This is a genomic window from Achromobacter sp. ESBL13 (assembly GCF_036668755.1).
Classification (GTDB): Bacteria; Pseudomonadota; Gammaproteobacteria; order Burkholderiales; family Burkholderiaceae_B; genus Achromobacter.
The window spans coordinates 293051-309007 of sequence record NZ_JAZEVT010000003.1 but is presented as its reverse complement, the minus strand read 5'-3'; the positions used below and the strand labels follow the sequence as shown (position 1 = coordinate 309007).

General features: G+C 63.6%; 12 protein-coding genes. 8 read left to right on the top strand and 4 right to left on the bottom strand.

Annotation, left to right across the window (positions count from 1 at the left end; genetic code table 11):
- Positions 1 to 29 precede the first annotated feature (29 nt).
- From sdhC to V6F88_RS15580, 7 genes are all read left to right on the top strand, one after another.
- A complete protein-coding gene (sdhC, locus tag V6F88_RS15610; RefSeq protein ID WP_046802658.1) occupies positions 30 to 446 on the top strand; it encodes a succinate dehydrogenase, cytochrome b556 subunit in 417 nt (138 codons plus the stop codon).
- Positions 447 to 830 carry a succinate dehydrogenase, hydrophobic membrane anchor protein gene (gene sdhD, locus V6F88_RS15605; protein ID WP_100857262.1) on the top strand — a complete coding sequence of 128 codons (384 nt, stop codon included), beginning with the start codon at positions 447 to 449 and terminating at the stop codon, positions 828 to 830.
- Positions 831 to 833: 3 nt separating this feature from the next.
- Positions 834 to 2612 (top strand): succinate dehydrogenase flavoprotein subunit, encoded by a 1779-nt coding sequence (sdhA, locus tag V6F88_RS15600; protein WP_046802660.1) that lies wholly within the window; start codon positions 834 to 836, stop codon positions 2610 to 2612.
- Between the two features lie 18 nt (positions 2613 to 2630).
- On the top strand, positions 2631 to 3347 hold the full coding sequence (locus V6F88_RS15595; protein ID WP_006218127.1) for a succinate dehydrogenase iron-sulfur subunit: 717 nt from the start codon (positions 2631 to 2633) through the stop codon (positions 3345 to 3347).
- 41 nt (positions 3348 to 3388) lie between these two features.
- Positions 3389 to 3649, top strand: coding sequence for a succinate dehydrogenase assembly factor 2 (locus V6F88_RS15590; RefSeq protein ID WP_046802661.1), 261 nt, complete (start codon positions 3389 to 3391; stop codon positions 3647 to 3649).
- Positions 3650 to 3669: 20 nt separating this feature from the next.
- A complete protein-coding gene (locus V6F88_RS15585) occupies positions 3670 to 4980 on the top strand; it encodes a citrate synthase (protein WP_006218129.1) in 1311 nt (436 codons plus the stop codon).
- 109 nt (positions 4981 to 5089) lie between these two features.
- On the top strand, positions 5090 to 6205 hold the full coding sequence (locus V6F88_RS15580) for a hypothetical protein (protein ID WP_332610598.1): 1116 nt from the start codon (positions 5090 to 5092) through the stop codon (positions 6203 to 6205).
- A 38-nt stretch (positions 6206 to 6243) separates the two neighbouring features.
- On the opposite strand, the gene V6F88_RS15575 is transcribed toward V6F88_RS15580, so the two are convergent.
- The 3 genes from V6F88_RS15575 to mdeB form a co-directional block, all read right to left on the bottom strand.
- Positions 6244 to 6696: a DUF2214 family protein gene (locus V6F88_RS15575; RefSeq protein WP_332610863.1), complete on the bottom strand. Its 453-nt coding sequence runs from the start codon at positions 6694 to 6696 to the stop codon at positions 6244 to 6246.
- Between the two features lie 167 nt (positions 6697 to 6863).
- The gene (locus tag V6F88_RS15570) at positions 6864 to 9161 is read right to left on the bottom strand and encodes an NADP-dependent malic enzyme (protein ID WP_332610596.1); all 2298 of its coding nucleotides are present in this window, start codon (positions 9159 to 9161) and stop codon (positions 6864 to 6866) included.
- Between the two features lie 224 nt (positions 9162 to 9385).
- Complete coding sequence (gene mdeB, locus V6F88_RS15565) at positions 9386 to 12073, bottom strand: alpha-ketoglutarate dehydrogenase (protein WP_332610594.1); 2688 nt, start codon at positions 12071 to 12073, stop codon at positions 9386 to 9388.
- A 219-nt stretch (positions 12074 to 12292) separates the two neighbouring features.
- On the opposite strand from mdeB, the gene V6F88_RS15560 reads away from it, so the two are divergent.
- Positions 12293 to 14368 carry an OPT family oligopeptide transporter gene (locus tag V6F88_RS15560; protein WP_332610592.1) on the top strand — a complete coding sequence of 692 codons (2076 nt, stop codon included), beginning with the start codon at positions 12293 to 12295 and terminating at the stop codon, positions 14366 to 14368.
- 61 nt (positions 14369 to 14429) lie between these two features.
- Here V6F88_RS15560 and V6F88_RS15555 read toward each other — a convergent pair whose 3' ends face one another.
- On the bottom strand, positions 14430 to 15935 hold the full coding sequence (locus tag V6F88_RS15555; RefSeq protein WP_332610590.1) for a nucleobase:cation symporter-2 family protein: 1506 nt from the start codon (positions 15933 to 15935) through the stop codon (positions 14430 to 14432).
- Positions 15936 to 15957 lie beyond the last annotated feature (22 nt).

The following is a 15957-nucleotide window of genomic DNA, read 5'->3' as shown; positions in this document are numbered from 1 at the left end:
TTCCCTAGTTCCGAAACACCGAGGCCGTCATGTCCGACACCGCTGCCAAGCCACGTCCGCAGTTTCGCAATATTGGGCTTGCCCAAGTTGCGTTCTCCTATCGCCTGCCCCTGGCCGGCAAGCTGTCCATCCTGCACCGCATCAGCGGCATTTTGCTGTTCCTCTGTTTGCCCTTGGTCATCGTGCCGCTGTTCGCAGCTAGCGTGGCCGCACCGCAATCGTTTGCCTGGATCGCCTCCATTGCGACCAACCCGATCGTCAAGCTTGTCTTCCTGGTTCTCGTCTGGGGCTACCTGCACCACTTCTGTGCCGGCATCCGCTACCTGCTGCTGGACCTGCACATCGGTATCGACAAGCTGTCGGCCAAGAAAAGCGCCGGCGTGGTCTTCGGTGTCAGCCTGGCGCTGACGCTGGTGTTCGGTCTCAAACTGTTCGGAGTGCTGTAAATGGCCGCCGCTAAAAACTACGGACCCAAGCGCCTGGTCGTCGGCGCGCACTATGGCGTCATGGATTTCATCATCCAGCGCATCACCGCCGTCATCATGGCCGTGTATACGCTGGTGCTGCTCGTCGGCATCTTGATGATGCCTGCCTTCACGTATGAACACTGGGTCAAGCTGTTCAACTTCTACGTGGGCTTCATTCCGGTTGGCCAGATCCTGGCCTCCCTTGCATTCATTGCGTTGGCCTGGCATGCCTGGATTGGCGTGCGCGACATCTGGATGGACTACGTCAAGCCGGTGGGCTTGCGCTTGCTGCTGCAAGTGCTGACGATCCTCTGGCTGATCGGTACGGTCGTTTACTTCGCGCAAATCCTCTGGAGCATTTAAGCCGTGGTCTCTGTCATGAAATCCTTGCCGCGCCGCCAGTTTGATGTGGTGGTCGTTGGCGCCGGTGGAGCCGGCATGCGTTGTTCGCTGCAACTGTCCCAAGCGGGGCTGTCCGTTGCAGTGCTGTCCAAAGTGTTCCCCACGCGTTCGCACACCGTTGCCGCACAAGGCGGCGTGAGCGCCTCGCTGGGCAACATGAGCGAAGACAACTGGTACTGGCACATGTACGACACCGTCAAGGGGTCGGATTGGCTGGGCGACCAGGACGCCATCGAATTCATGTGCCGTGAAGCGCCGAACGCCGTGTACGAGCTCGAGCACTTCGGCATGCCGTTCGACCGCAACCCCGACGGCACGATCTACCAGCGTCCGTTCGGCGGCCACACCGCCAACTTCGGTGAAAAGCCGGTGCAGCGCGCCTGTGCCGCCGCCGACCGCACCGGCCACGCGCTGTTGCACACCCTCTACCAGCGCAACGTTGCCGCGCGCACCCAGTTCTTCGTCGAATGGATGGCGCTGGACCTGCTGCGCAACGAAGCCGGTGACGTCGTGGGCGTGACCGCCCTGGAAATGGAAACGGGCGAAATCTACATCCTCGAAGCCAAGACCACGGTGCTGGCCACCGGCGGCGCCGGCCGTATCTGGGCTGCTTCCACCAACGCCTTCATCAACACCGGTGACGGCCTGGGCATGGCAGCGCGCGCGGGCATCCCGCTGCAAGACATGGAATTCTGGCAGTTTCACCCCACCGGCGTGGCCGGCGCGGGCGTGCTGATCACGGAAGGCGTGCGTGGCGAAGGCGGCATCCTGTTGAACAAGGATGGCGAACGCTTCATGGAGCGCTATGCGCCCACGCTGAAAGACTTGGCCCCGCGCGACTTCGTGTCGCGCTCGATGGACCAGGAAATCAAGGAAGGCCGCGGTTGCGGTCCGGACGGCAGCTACGTCGTCCTGAAGCTTGACCACCTGGGCGCCGACGTCATCAACAAGCGCCTGCCCTCGATCCGCGAAATTGCCATCAAGTTCGGCAACGTCGACCCGATCAAGGAACCGATCCCCGTCGTCCCGACCATCCACTACCAGATGGGCGGCATTCCGGCCAACTACCACGGCCAGGTGCTGTCGCGCGAAAACGGCGAGAACAAGGTCGTCAACGGCCTGTACGCCATCGGCGAATGCGCCGCGGTGTCCGTGCATGGCGCCAACCGCCTGGGCACGAACTCGCTGCTGGACCTGATCGTTTTCGGTCGCGCCACCGGCAACCACATCGTCAATTCGCATCCCGAGCGCCAGCGCGCGCACCAGGATCTGCCGAAGGAAGCCGTGGACTTCTCGCTGGACCGCGTGAACAAGCTGGAATCGCGTACGTCGGGCGAAAAGACGCAAGACATCGGCAACGCCATCCGCTTCTCGATGCAGCGCCACTGCGGCGTGTTCCGCACGCTGGAACTGCTGAACGAAGGCGTGACCCAGATCGAAGATCTGGCCAAGCAAGCCGACAGCATCTACTTCAAGGACAAGTCCAAGGTGTTCAACACCGCGCGCGTCGAAGCGCTGGAACTGGCCAACATGACCGAAGTGGCCCGCGCCACGATCAAGTCGGCTGCTGCCCGTACGGAAAGCCGTGGCGCTCACGCGCTGGACGACCACCCGACGCGCGACGACGAGAACTGGCTGAAGCACACGCTGTGGTATTCCGAAGGCAGCCGCCTGGATTACAAGCCCGTGCAGATGAAGCCGCTCACCGTTGAGTCCTTCCCGCCCAAGGCGCGTACCTTCTAAGTCCGGATAGAGCCCATTATGAGCACCAAGAGAATCGTCAAGTTCGAAATCTACCGCTACGATCCGGACAAGGACGAGCGCCCCTACATGCAAAAGCTGGACGTTGAACTCCAGCCCACCGACAAGATGCTGCTTGATGCGCTGGTGCGCATCAAGAACGACGTCGATGACAGCCTGGCCCTGCGCCGCTCGTGCCGTGAAGGCGTGTGCGGTTCGGACGCCATGAACATCAACGGCAAGAACGGCCTGGCCTGCACGACGAACCTGCGTGAATTGAAGGAACCCATCGTTCTGCGTCCGCTGCCGGGCTTGCCCGTCATCCGCGACCTGATCGTGGACATGACGCACTTCTTCAACCAGTACCACTCGATTCGTCCGTACCTCATCAACGATGCGCCGCCGCCCGAAAAAGAGCGCCTGCAATCGCCCGAGGCACGCGAAGAACTGGACGGCCTGTACGAGTGCATTCTGTGCGCGTGCTGTTCCACATCCTGCCCGTCGTTCTGGTGGAACCCGGACAAGTTCGTCGGCCCGGCCGGCCTGCTGCAAGCCTACCGTTTCATCGCGGACAGCCGCGACGAAGCCACCGGCGAGCGTCTGGACAACCTGGAAGATCCGTACCGCTTGTTCCGTTGCCACACCATCATGAACTGCGTCGACGTCTGTCCCAAGGGGCTGAACCCGACCAAGGCAATCGGCAAGATCAAGGAACTGATGGTCCGCCGTACGGTCTAGTGTCTATCTAGCGTGAAGACTTTTGTTTTTATGGTGTAAAGATGAGCAGGCTAACTGAACTGGAGCGGGCGCGTCTGCGTTGGCGGGCGCGCCGCGGCCTGCTCGAAAACGACTTGATCATCACTCGGTATCTTGACGCTTACGAGGCTGAACTTACCGATGATGATGTGGCCGCATTGACCCAGCTGTTCGAGATGGGAGACAACGATCTTCTCGACCTGCTGCTGGCCCGCAAGGAACTCGAAGGTGAACTGGATACCCCCAGGCTTCGGGGCATTATTGGCCAGATGCGCGCACTCTGATTAATGTGAGAGGAATAAACATGAACCTGTCTGACAAAAAAGCCACTCTATCCTTCTCGGATGGCAGCGCACCCATTGAGTTCCCTGTCTACAAGGGCACGGTCGGTCCGGATGTGATCGACATCCGCAAGCTGTATGGCCAGACGGGCATGTTCACGTTTGACCCCGGCTTCATGTCCACCGCGGCTTGCGAATCGGGTATCACGTACATCGACGGCGACAAGGGCGAACTGCTGTATCGCGGCTACCCCATCGAGCAATTGGCCGTCAATTGCGACTTCATGGACATCTGCTACCTGATTCTGAACGGCGAACTGCCGAACCAGGAACAGAAGGCGGACTTTGATTCGCAAGTGACCCATCACACGATGGTCAACGAACAGCTGCACTTCTTCCTGCGTGGCTTCCGCCGCGACGCCCACCCGATGGCCGTCCTGACGGGCCTGGTTGGCGCGCTGTCCGCGTTCTACCACGACTCCACCGACATCACGAACCCGCAGCACCGTCACATCTCGGCCATCCGCCTGATCGCCAAGATGCCGACGCTGGTCGCGATGGCGTACAAGTACTCGCAAGGCCAACCGTTCATCTATCCGCAGAACGACCTGTCCTACACGGGCAACTTCCTGCGCATGATGTTCGCCACGCCGTGCGAAGACTACAAGGTCAACGAAGTTGTTGAGCGCGCGCTGGATCGCATCTTCATCCTGCACGCCGACCACGAGCAAAACGCGTCGACCTCGACCGTGCGCCTGTGCGGTTCGTCGGGCACCAACCCGTTCGCGGCGATCTCGGCCGGCGTGGCTTGCCTGTGGGGCCCGGCTCACGGCGGCGCCAACGAAGCTTGCCTGCAAATGCTGGAAGAGCTGCAAGCCAACGGCGGCATCGACAAGGTCGGTGAGTTCATGGAGAAGGTCAAGGACAAGAACTCGGGCGTGCGCCTGATGGGCTTTGGCCACCGCGTCTACAAGAACTACGACCCGCGCGCCAAGCTGATGCAGGAAACCTGCAAGGAAGTGCTCTCGGCCCTAGGCCTGGAAAACGACCCGCTGTTCAAGCTGGCCATGGAACTGGAACGCATCGCCCTGTCGGATCCGTACTTCGTCCAGCGCAAGCTGTACCCGAACGTGGACTTCTACTCGGGTATCGTCCAGCGCGCCATCGGCATCCCGACCTCGCTGTTCACGGCCATCTTCGCGCTGGCCCGCACGGTGGGCTGGATTGCCCAGTGGAACGAAATGCTGTCGGATCCCGATTACAAGATCGGCCGTCCGCGCCAGCTGTTCACGGGTTCGGTGACCCGCGACGTGCCCCCGATGGACAAGCGTTAATCCGCTTTCCGTTTCGGCAAGTCTGTGACAAGAAACCGCCTTCGGGCGGTTTTTTGTTGCCCGCGTGGCAGCGGCCAGGGCGCGGTGATATCCGGATATCATGCTGGCCATGATTCCCGTCTCATTGCCATCGGCCAATTTCTACCTGCTGCTGTTGTTCGGCATGCTTGCCGGCGTCGTGCTGGGCGGTTGGGCCCTGGTGCTGGCCATCAGCGCCGGCCATCGCCGCACCGTCCGCAAATACTGGAAGACATCGGCCATCCTGTTCGTGGTGTTGGCGGTGCCCTTTGCCTTTTTCGTCTGGGTGCAAGTCATCGTCGGCCAGATCGAACGCGAAAGCGAACGGGCCGAGGCGGCGCGCAATGTCACGCTGGAACAAGCTGCCACCGTCGGCGGCGTGGCCATTCCCGCCGGCACCCGCTTGAAGCTGCAGGACGAAGGGCAGTTGGAAACGTACGTGGCGGCCGAATTTCCCGTGCCCACCCCGATCTTCGGGGTGCAAGCCACACTGGCGCGCCGTTATCTGGACGCCGAATACGAAAAAGAAACGTACGCGCTGATCCGCCGGTATCCCCGCAGCATCATCCTGAAAGGCCAGGGCGATCAGACCGTGCTGGGATGGCGCTGCGACAGTACGCACGACATCGAATTCGATACCCAGCCCGACGGCACGATGAAGGCCTTGGACCAATGCCGCTTGGGTGCCGGCAACAACGTCGACGGCATGGCCATTCACGCGGGCTCGGTGCTGTATGGCTCGAACGGCACGGTGTACGTGGATGGCTCGACCGACCCTGACCGCTGGCGCATTGAAGTCAAGGATCCCGTGGCGGTCAGGGTATTCGGGCTGATGTTGAGTGAGCCCAGGATCTATCTGGATGCCGACCGCCATCTGCTGCGCGTCAGCGATTCGGAGCTTGCCTGCCGGGCACGGTTCGGCGGCTTTGACTACGCCGAGGGCACGCAGGTCAAGACCATCAGGCGTGTGGTCGATGGGCAGCGGGAAGCCTTTCCCGGCGTGCTGGTGTTCAGCCCGGCTGCCGGGCAAGTCGCAAAGAAGGAAGGCCAGGCCGACGTGCCGCAGGGCATGTCGGTCATGCAGGCCTTTGATGGAACCTTGGTGGGCATCGTCACGAACGACGAAGTCGGCGTCTTCAAGTTTGCAACCTTCAGCGTTGGCGACGAAGCCCCGGCGGCACCGGCGCGGGCGCGCTGCCCGCAGTAGCGGCGCGGCGCCTGGCACATGCGCCGCACCCGGCCCGCCTACACGCTGATATGACGCGCCATCAGCACCGCGAACAGCGGCAGGAAGATAAAGAGGTGTGATTCGATCATCACCCAGCGACGCACGCGCTTGATCTCGGGCAGGGTGGGCACGAAGCCCGCCTGTTGGCGCGACTGTTTTGCCCAGCGGAAAATCGCCAGCGTGGGCGGGATCGAACAGAGGGCGATGATGACGAACAGCGTGATCTTCGCGTGAAACCAGGGGCTGCTCAGGTAGAACGCCGCGCCCTTCACGCCTTGCGTCAGGCGCAGCAGGCCGGTGATCAGCACCAGGACGGCGCTGACGCCGTAAAGGCGGTCGTAGATCACCAGGCGCTTGAGGTTGGCGGCGGTCAGATCGGGGCGCAGCAACACGGCTTCGGCGGTCAGCACGACCACCAGTACAAATATCGCAAGGTAATGGAACCAGGCGTATAGCGCATCGGCCAGCATGTTGTCTCCAGGGTAGGGGTGAAGCATGGTTTTACCATTGGCCGGTGGCGGGGCGCGGTGCGGCGGATATAAAAAAACGCATCGCGGCGATCAGCCGGCGCCGCCGCCAACACGCCATGAAAAAAGGCGCCCCGAAGGGCGCCTTTGACGTCAGGACTCGCGCGCGATCAACGGCGCTTCTTGGCGGCGTCGGCGGCTTCCTGCTGTGCGTCCACAACGGCCAGGGCCGTCATGTTGACGATGCGGCGCACGGTGGCGCTGGTCGTCAGGATGTGCACCGGGCGTGCGGCGCCCAGCAGGATCGGACCCATCGCGACGCCATTGCTGCCCGTCATCTTCAGCATGTTGTACGTGATGTTGCCGGTGTCCAGGTTCGGCATGACCAGCAGGTTGGCGCGACCCTTGAGCGTGCTGTCCGGGTAGGCCAGCACACGGATCTTTTCCGACAAGGCGGCGTCGGCGTGCATTTCGCCGTCCACTTCCAGATCGGGTGCGCGGTCTTGCACCAGCTTGCTGGCGGCGGCCATCTTCTTGGACGATTCCGTGACGCGGCTGCCAAAGTTCGAATGCGACAGCAGCGCAATCTTCGGCACCACGCCAAAGCGCAGCATTTCGTCCGCGGCCTGGATGGTGATGTTGGCCACTTCTTCCGCCGTCGGGTTTTCGTTGACGTGGGTGTCGGTGACGAACAGCGTCTGGTCGGGCAGCATCAGCACGTTCAGCGCGGCGTACGTCTGGCCTTCTTTCTTGCCGATGATTTCGTCGACGTACTTGAGCTGGTTGTCGTACTTGCTGGCCACGCCGCACAGCAGCGCGTCGGCGTCGCCACGACGCAGCAGCATCGCGCCGATCAGCGTGTTGTGCTTGCGGATCATCGCCTTGGCGATGGCCGGCGTCACGCCTTCACGGCCCTTGAGCTGGTAGTACGCATTCCAGGTTTCGTTGAATCGGTTGTCGTCTTCGGGGTCGACGATTTCGAAGTCCTCGCCCGCCACCAGACGCAGGCCGGCCTTGGTGATGCGCATTTCGATGACCGACGGACGGCCGATCAGGATCGGGCGGGCCAGCTTTTCGTCAACCACGGTCTGCACGGCGCGCAGGACGCGTTCGTCTTCGCCGTCGGCATAGATGACGCGCTTGGGCGCCTTCTTGGCCTGGGCGAACAGCGGACGCATCAGCTGGCCCGAGTGGTACACAAAGCCCATCAGCTTCTGGCGATAGGCTTCGATGTCTTCGATGGGGCGGGCGGCCACGCCGGAATCGGCGGCGGCTTGGGCCACGGCCGGCGCAATCTGGAAGATCAGGCGCGGGTCGAAGGGCTTGGGGATGATGTAGTCGGGGCCGAACGACAGTTCCTGGCCGGCGTAGGCGCGGGCCACTTCATCGTTCTGCTCGGCTTGTGCCAGCTCGGCAATGGCTTTCACGCAAGCCAGCTTCATTTCTTCCGTGATGCGCGAGGCGCCGGCGTCCATGGCACCGCGGAAGATGAACGGGAAGCACAGCACGTTGTTGACCTGGTTCGGGTAGTCCGAACGGCCGGTGGCGATGATGCAATCCGGGCGGGCGGCCTTGGCCACTTCCGGGCGGATTTCCGGTTCGGGGTTGGCCAGCGCCAGGATCAGGGGACGGTCGGCCATGGTCTTGACCATGTCGCCCGTCAGCACGCCGGACGTCGAGCAGCCCAGGAAGACGTCGGCGCCGTTGACCACGTCGGCCAGCGTGCGCGCGTCGGTCTTTTGCGCGTAGCGCTTCTTGTTGGCTTCCATGTTTTCATCGCGGCCATCCCAGATGACGCCGCGCGAATCCACCACATAGATGTTCTCGCGCTTGACGCCCAGGTGCACCAGCAGGTCCAGGCAGGCGATGGCGGCAGCGCCCGCGCCCGAGCAAGCCAGCTTGACCGCGCCGATGTCCTTGCCCACGACCTTCAGGCCGTTCAGGATGGCGGCCGACGAAATGATGGCGGTGCCGTGCTGATCGTCATGGAAGACGGGAATCTTCATGCGCTCGCGCAGCTTCTTCTCGATGTAGAAGCACTCGGGCGCCTTGATGTCTTCCAGGTTGACGCCGCCCAGCGTGGGCTCCAGCGCCGCGATGATGTCGACCAGCTTGTCCGGATCGTTCTCGGCCAGTTCGATGTCGAACACGTCGATGCCGGCAAACTTCTTGAACAGGCAGCCCTTGCCTTCCATGACGGGCTTGGCGGCCAGCGGACCGATGTTGCCCAGGCCCAGCACGGCGGTGCCGTTGGTGATCACGCCCACCAGGTTGCCGCGCGAGGTGTACTTGGACGCCGCGTCTTCACCCTGGTCGAAGATGGCCATGCAAGCTGCCGCCACGCCGGGCGAGTAGGCCAGGGACAAGTCGTCCTGGTTGGCCAGCGTCTTGGTCGGCACGACCGAGATTTTGCCGGGGGTGGGATAGGCGTGGTAATCCAACGCCAGTTTGGTAAGAGTTTCGTCCATGGGATCGGGGCCTCTGAGGCACTAACTGAGAAAGAAAACGGGATGAAAAGCGAAGATGACAAACGGCGGGCTCGGGGCCCGCCGGTTTCTTTGCGAAATGCTTAGGGAACACCCGTATTTCACCAGAAAGCGCGGGCGCTTGGTTGTTGCAGTGCAGCGATCCGACGGGTTTGGTCAAAAACCCGTCGGATTTACTCGAGGCCGACGACAGCCGCTTTCAGCTTCTATAACTCCCAGGGCGGCGTCTGGCGCGAACCCGCGTTCAGGCGCCGGCGCAAGGCGTCGGCGTCTTTCTGCCGGCCCAGGCTGTCCAGCGCGTACAGCACGATCCAGTCGGCGCTGACTTCAAAAAAGTCGCGCAGTTGTGCGCGGGTGTCGCTACGGCCGAAGCCGTCGGTGCCCAGCGTGCGGTATGGGGCGGGCACCCAGGCGCGGATCTGTTCGGGCACGGCACGCACGTAGTCGGTGGCGGCAACCACCGGCGCGTCGCTGGCGCCCAGGCAGGTGCGGACCCAGTCCGCGTCGGCGGCGGCTTCCAGGCCCAGCACGCGGGCGCGTTCGGCTTGGCGGCCATCGCGCGCCAATTCCGAAAAGCTGGTCACGCTCCAGACCTCGGCATCCACGCCGTAGTCCGCGTGCAGCCGGTCGGCGGCCATCTCGGCTTCGCGCAGCATGGGCCCGGCGCCAAGCAGCCTGACCTGTGCCTGCCGGCGCGCGGCGCGCAGCCGGTACATGCCGCGCAGGATGCCGACGCGCACGGCGGGGTCGGCGGGCATGTCGGGCTGCGCCAGGTTTTCGTTGGTGACGGTCAGGTAGAAGAATTCGTCGTGCTGCTCATCCAGCATGCGGCGCATGCCGTGTTCGACGATAACGGCCACTTCAAACGCATACGCGGGATCGTAGGCGCGGCAGTTGGGCACGGCGGCGGCCATGATGTGGCTGGAGCCGTCCTGGTGCTGCAAGCCTTCGCCGCCCAGCGTAGTGCGGCCCGACGTGGCGCCGATCAAAAAACCGCGCGTGCGCTGGTCGGCGGCGGCCCAGATCAGGTCGCCGATGCGCTGGAAGCCGAACATCGAGTAATAGATATAGAAGGGCAACATCGGCAAGCCATTGACCGAATAGCTGGTGCCGGCCGCCGTCCACGACGAAATCGCGCCGGCTTCGGTAATGCCTTCCTCAAGGATTTGCCCATCGCGCGCTTCGCGGTAATACAGCACCGAGCCGATGTCCTCGGGTTCGTACAACTGGCCTTGTGCTGAATAGATGCCGATCTGCCGGAACAGGTTGGCCATGCCGAATGTGCGGGCCTCGTCTGCCACGATGGGCACAATGCGCGAGCCCACCGTGGCGTCCTTCAGCAGCCCGGTCAGCATGCGCACGATGGCCATGGTGGACGACATTTCCTTGCCGTCGGCGGCCAGTGCGAAGCGGGCCCACTGTTCGACCGCCGGCGGCGCCAGGCGCGGCGCTTCGGTGCGGCGGCGGGGGATGTGGCCACCCAGCGCGGCGCGGCGGGCTTGCAGGTGGCGCAGTTCGGCACTGTCTTGGGCCGGGCGGTAGAACTTCAGGGCCAGGCAGTCGGCATCTGAAATGGGCAGGGCAAAGCGGTCGCGGAATGCCAGCAGTGCCTCGTCGTCCAGTTTTTTTTGCTGATGCGTCGTCATCTTGCCCTGGCCGGCGGCGCCCATGCCGAAGCCTTTTTTGGTCTGCGCCAGTATCACCGTGGGCTGTCCGCGATGCTGCGCGGCGCGGTGGTAGGCCGCGTGGATCTTCACCATGTCGTGGCCACCGCGATGCAGGCGGTCGATGGCTTCGTCGGTCCAGTCGGCCACCAGCGCTGCCAGTTCGGGGCTTTGGTTGAAGAAGTGGGCGCGGTTGAAGGCGCCGTCATTGGCCGCAAAGGTCTGGAACTGCCCGTCGACCGTGTTGGCAAAGGCTCGCGCCAGCGCGCCGTTGGTGTCGCGGCGCAGCAGGGCGTCCCAGTCGCTGCCCCACACCAGCTTGATGACGTTCCAGCCGGCGCCGGCGTACAAGGTTTCAAGTTCGTCGATGATGCGGCCGTTGCCGCGCACCGGGCCGTCCAGCCGTTGCAGGTTGCAGTTGACGACGAACACCAGGTTGTCGAGCTTTTCGCGCGCGGCAAGCGTCAACGCGGCGATGGATTCGGGTTCGTCCATTTCGCCGTCGCCAAAAATGCCCCACACCTTGCGGTCGCTGGCGGGCACCAGCGAGCGGTGCTCCAGGTAGCGCATGAAGCGCGCCTGGTAAATGGCGTTGATGGGTCCGATGCCCATCGACCCCGTCGGAAACTGCCAGAAGTCCGGCATCAACCAAGGGTGCGGGTAGGACGACAAGCCGCGCAGGCCCCGCGCGGTGGCGGTGATTTCCTGGCGGAAATGCGCCAGGTCGTCTTCACCCAGAAAGCCTTCAAGGAACGCGCGGGCGTACACCCCGGGCGCGGAGTGTGGCTGCATGTAAACCAGGTCGCCAGGGCCTTCAGCCGTTTGCGCGCGGAAGAAGTGGTTGAAGCCCACTTCGAACAAGTCGGCGGCCGATGCATAGCTGGCAATGTGGCCGCCAAGTTCGCCGTGCGCCTGGTTGGCGCGCACCACCATGGCCAGCGCGTTCCAGCGGTTGATGCGCGCGATGCGTTCTTCAACGGCCAGGTTGCCGGGAAAAGGCGGCTCCTGGTCGGCCGGTATCGTATTCAGGTAGGCGGTGCGCGTCTGGCTGTTGGCGCGCAGGCCCAGGGACGCGGCATGTCCCAGCAGGCTGTCCAGCACGTAGCCCGCGCGGCTTGCTCCGTCCGCGTCGACCAGTGATTGCAGGGCATCGCGCCATTCGGCGGTTTCAGCCGGGTCGGCATCGGTGGGCTGTTCGTGTCCCGGGGCGGGTTGGCTCGCGTCACGCATGGGGTGTTGTCTCCTGTTATCGCTCCATCCTAGACCTGTGTGAATGGCATGAGTCATCAAATTGCGGGGAAGACGCACAGGATTTCAGCATAATCTTTGGTGGATATTTCGAACGACGGCAGCTTCTGCGGTGCAGGCGCGCTTACTCGTGGTGACCACGGGGTGGACGCCAAAGCGCTAGAATGCGCGCTTTATTCGCATTCATAACGGGAGACTTCAATGACCCAACCCGTCAGCGTCCCGGCAAACGTCACGCTTCCCGAACTTACGTTCCGGGGCATTTTGCTGGGCGCCCTGATCACCGTGATCTTTACGGCGTCAAACGTCTTCCTGGGGCTGAAGGTCGGCCTGACGTTTTCGTCCGCGATTCCGGCGGCCGTCATTTCGATGTCGGTGTTGCGCCTGTTCAAGGACGCCAACATCCTGGAAAACAACATGGTGCAGACGCAGGCTTCGGCCGCCGGCACCTTGTCTTCCATCATTTTCATCCTGCCCGCGCTGGTCATGATGGGCCACTGGCAAGGCTTTCCCTTCTGGCAGACCCTGGGCATCTGCGCCGCCGGCGGCATGTTGGGCGTGATGTTCACCATTCCGCTGCGCCACGTGATGGTGGTGCAAAGCAATCTGCCGTATCCGGAAGGCGTGGCGGCGGCCGAAATCCTGCGCGTGGGCAGTGCCGAACGTGCACAGGACGCGGCCGACGATGCCTTGGCAACGTCAGACCGACCGGTGGCGAAAGCCGCGGCCAAGCCCGTGGCGACCGGCATGGGCGACATCGTCGCCGGGGGCGTGGTGGCGGCGGCGGTCAGCTTTGCGGCAAGCGGCTTGCGGGTGCTGGGCGATAGCGTCAGCGGGTGGTTCGCGCTGGGCGGCGCGGTATTCCGGTTGCCCATGGGCTTTTCGCTGGCCTTGCTGGGCGCGGGCTACCTGATCGGCATCGTCGCGGGCCTGGCCATGTTGACGGGGTTGATCATTTCGTGGGGCATCGCCGTGCCGGTGTTGACCGCGATGGGCGACATGCCGGCGGGGCAATCGCTAGCCCAATACGCCACCGGCCTGTGGTCCTCGCAAGTGCGCTTCATTGGCGCGGGCGTGATTGGCGTGGGCGCCATCTGGACGTTGGCAACCCTGTTCATGCCGATGGCGCGTGGCGTCAAGGCCTCGTTCTCGGCGCTGACCAGCGCGGGCGCGGCCCGTGCCGGGCAAGCGCCGCGCACCGAACGCGACTTGTCGGCCGGCTGGATTTCAATAGTGACGCTGGTGCTGGTGGCGGTGTTGGTGGTGACCTTCCAGGTGTTCCTGTCTGGCGCGCCCGTGTCGGCCGCCGCCGTCTGGAAATTGGTGGCCTACGCCGTGCTGTTCGCCTTTGTGTTCGGCTTTCTGGTGGCGGCGGCCTGCGGGTATATGGCGGGTTTGGTGGGTTCGTCGACCAGCCCGATTTCGGGCGTGGGCATCGTCGCCATCGTGCTGGTGTCGTTGCTGATGCTGACGTTGGGCGGCGAATTACTTCAGGCGCAGAACGGCGTGCAGATGGCGATTGCGTTGTCCATCTTCAGCACCTCGGCGGTGGTGGCGGTGGCGTCCATTTCGAACGACAACCTGCAAGACCTGAAGACGGGCTGGCTGGTTGGCGCCACGCCATGGCGCCAACAGGTGGCCTTGCTGATCGGTTGCGTGGTGGGCGCGGCGGTGATTTCACCGGTGCTGGAACTGCTTTACAACGCCTACGGTTTTGCGGACGCGATGCCACGCGCGGGCATGGACCCGGCGCAAGCCTTGTCGGCGCCGCAGGCCACGCTGATGTTGGCGATTACGCGCGGCATCTTCACGCACCAATTGAACTGGACGATGATCCTGATCGGCATGGCGGTGGGCGTGGCGCTGATCGTGGTGGACGAAATCCTGAAGCGCACTTGCCGCGTGGCACGTATTCCGGTGTTGGCCGTGGGCATCGGCATCTACCTGCCGCCGACGGTGGCTGCGCCGATCGTGGCCGGCGCGGTGCTGGCGTGGCTGCTTGAACGCGCGCTGCGTCGTCGCGCCGCGTCTGCCGGCAAGCCTTATGAGCAATTCGCCGATGCCGCGAACCGGCGCGGCGTGTTGATTGCGTCGGGGTTGATCGTGGGCGAAAGCCTGGTAGGCGTGTTGATGGCCGGCATCATCGGCGCGGCGGGTACGGATGCGCCGCTGGCCATCGCGGGCGAGGGCTTCGCGGTCACGGCGTCGTACCTGGGGCTGGCCGTGTTTGTGTTGGTGGCGGTGCTGTTCTGGCGGCGTGTGATGCGGCTGGCGTAAGCCGCGTGTAGGGCGCGGTGGCGAGCGCGTTGTGACGTGCCCGCCGCCGCCCGCCGTCAGATCAATGCTCGTCGGCTTGCAGCGCCGCCGAGATGATGGCGCGGCGGTCATGTGTGGCACCGTTCAGAAACAGGTTCAGCAACACGGCCGATAGCGAGGCCAGCAAAATGCCCGACTCGATCAGCGTGTGCAGCGAATGCGGCATCCATTGTTTGAAGTCGGGGGCAATCAGCGGCACCATGCCGATGCCGATCGAGACGGCAACAATCATGGCGTTGTGGCGGTTGCCCTTGAAATCCACGCCCGACAGAATGCGGATGCCCGTGGCCGTCACCATGCCGAACATGACGATGCCCGCGCCGCCCAACACCACGGTGGGCAGCGATTCCACCAGCGCGGCCATCTTGGGCAGCAGGCCAAGCACCAGCAAGATGATGCCCCCCGCCACGCACACGAAGCGGCTCTTCACGCCGGTTACCGCAACCAGGCCCACGTTCTGCGAAAAGCTGGTGTACGGAAACGTGTTGAAGATGCCTCCGATCAAAGTCCCCAAGCCGTCGGTACGCAGGCCGCGCGCCATGCCCTGCTGGCTGATTTCGCGGTCGGTCATTTCGCCCAGCGCCAGGAACATGCCCGCGGATTCGATCATCACGACCACCATGATCAGCGCCATGCTCAAAATCAACATGGGGTCGAAGCGCGGCATGCCGAAATGGAAGGGCAGCACGATGTCGAACCAATCCGCCTGGCCGATTTTCTCGAACGTCATGATGCCCGTGGCCGATGCCACGATGGCGCCGATGACGATGCCCAGCAGCACCGAAATGTTGGCGATGAAGCCCTTGGTGAATTTCACGATCAGCAGGATCGAGGCCAGTACCAGCACGGCGATGCCAAAGCCGGTCAGGTCGGCATAGCGCGGGTTGGGCATCGACGGCATGATGGCAAAGCCCTGCGGCACGGGCGGGATGGCGCTGCCCGGCGACGTGACGTCCGCCAGCCATTTGGCATAGATGGGGTCGACGATGACGGGGGCGGTGGGGCCCGACGGGTTGCCGAACACCCAATTGATGCCGACTCGCATCAACGTAATGCCGATGACGGTGATGATGGTGCCCGTGACCACGGGCGGGAAGAACCGCAGCATGCGGCTGATGACCGGGGCGATCAAAATCGAAATGATGCCGGCCCCGATGATGGTGCCGAACAGTAGCTGCGCGCCGCCCGGCCCCGGGTTGGCGTTGGCCATTGCGACCATCGGCGCCACCGCCGCGAACGTGACACCCATCATGACGGGCAGCTTGATGCCGAACCACTGCGTGGCGCCCAGCGTCTGGATCAGCGTGACCAGCCCGCAACAGAACAGGTCGGCCGAGATCAGCATGGCGACTTCGTCGGGCGTCAGGTTCAGCGCCCGGCCGACGATCAAGGGCACGGCTACCGCGCCGGCATACATCACCAACACGTGTTGCAGGCCCAATGCCGCGAGTTTGCCGGTAGGCAGGCGCTGGTCGACGGGATGGAGGTCTTGAGACGCGCGGGACGGCGCGGGGGATGCAGCCTGCATGGGAGTGTCTCCTGGCGGAGTG

Bases quoted from the DNA above. Each gene is read 5' to 3' on its own strand.
- sdhC (WP_046802658.1), top strand. From the start codon at position 30: ATGTCCGACACCGCTGCCAAGCCACGTCCGCAGTTTCGCAATATTGGG.
- sdhD (WP_100857262.1), top strand. From the start codon at position 447: ATGGCCGCCGCTAAAAACTACGGACCCAAGCGCCTGGTCGTCGGCGCG.
- V6F88_RS15595 (WP_006218127.1), top strand. From the start codon at position 2,631: ATGAGCACCAAGAGAATCGTCAAGTTCGAAATCTACCGCTACGATCCG.
- V6F88_RS15590 (WP_046802661.1), top strand. From the start codon at position 3,389: ATGAGCAGGCTAACTGAACTGGAGCGGGCGCGTCTGCGTTGGCGGGCG.
- V6F88_RS15585 (WP_006218129.1), top strand. From the start codon at position 3,670: ATGAACCTGTCTGACAAAAAAGCCACTCTATCCTTCTCGGATGGCAGC.
- V6F88_RS15580 (WP_332610598.1), top strand. From the start codon at position 5,090: ATGATTCCCGTCTCATTGCCATCGGCCAATTTCTACCTGCTGCTGTTG.
- V6F88_RS15575 (WP_332610863.1), bottom strand. From the start codon at position 6,696: ATGCTGGCCGATGCGCTATACGCCTGGTTCCATTACCTTGCGATATTT.
- V6F88_RS15570 (WP_332610596.1), bottom strand. From the start codon at position 9,161: ATGGACGAAACTCTTACCAAACTGGCGTTGGATTACCACGCCTATCCC.
- mdeB (WP_332610594.1), bottom strand. From the start codon at position 12,073: ATGCGTGACGCGAGCCAACCCGCCCCGGGACACGAACAGCCCACCGAT.
- V6F88_RS15560 (WP_332610592.1), top strand. From the start codon at position 12,293: ATGACCCAACCCGTCAGCGTCCCGGCAAACGTCACGCTTCCCGAACTT.
- V6F88_RS15555 (WP_332610590.1), bottom strand. From the start codon at position 15,935: ATGCAGGCTGCATCCCCCGCGCCGTCCCGCGCGTCTCAAGACCTCCAT.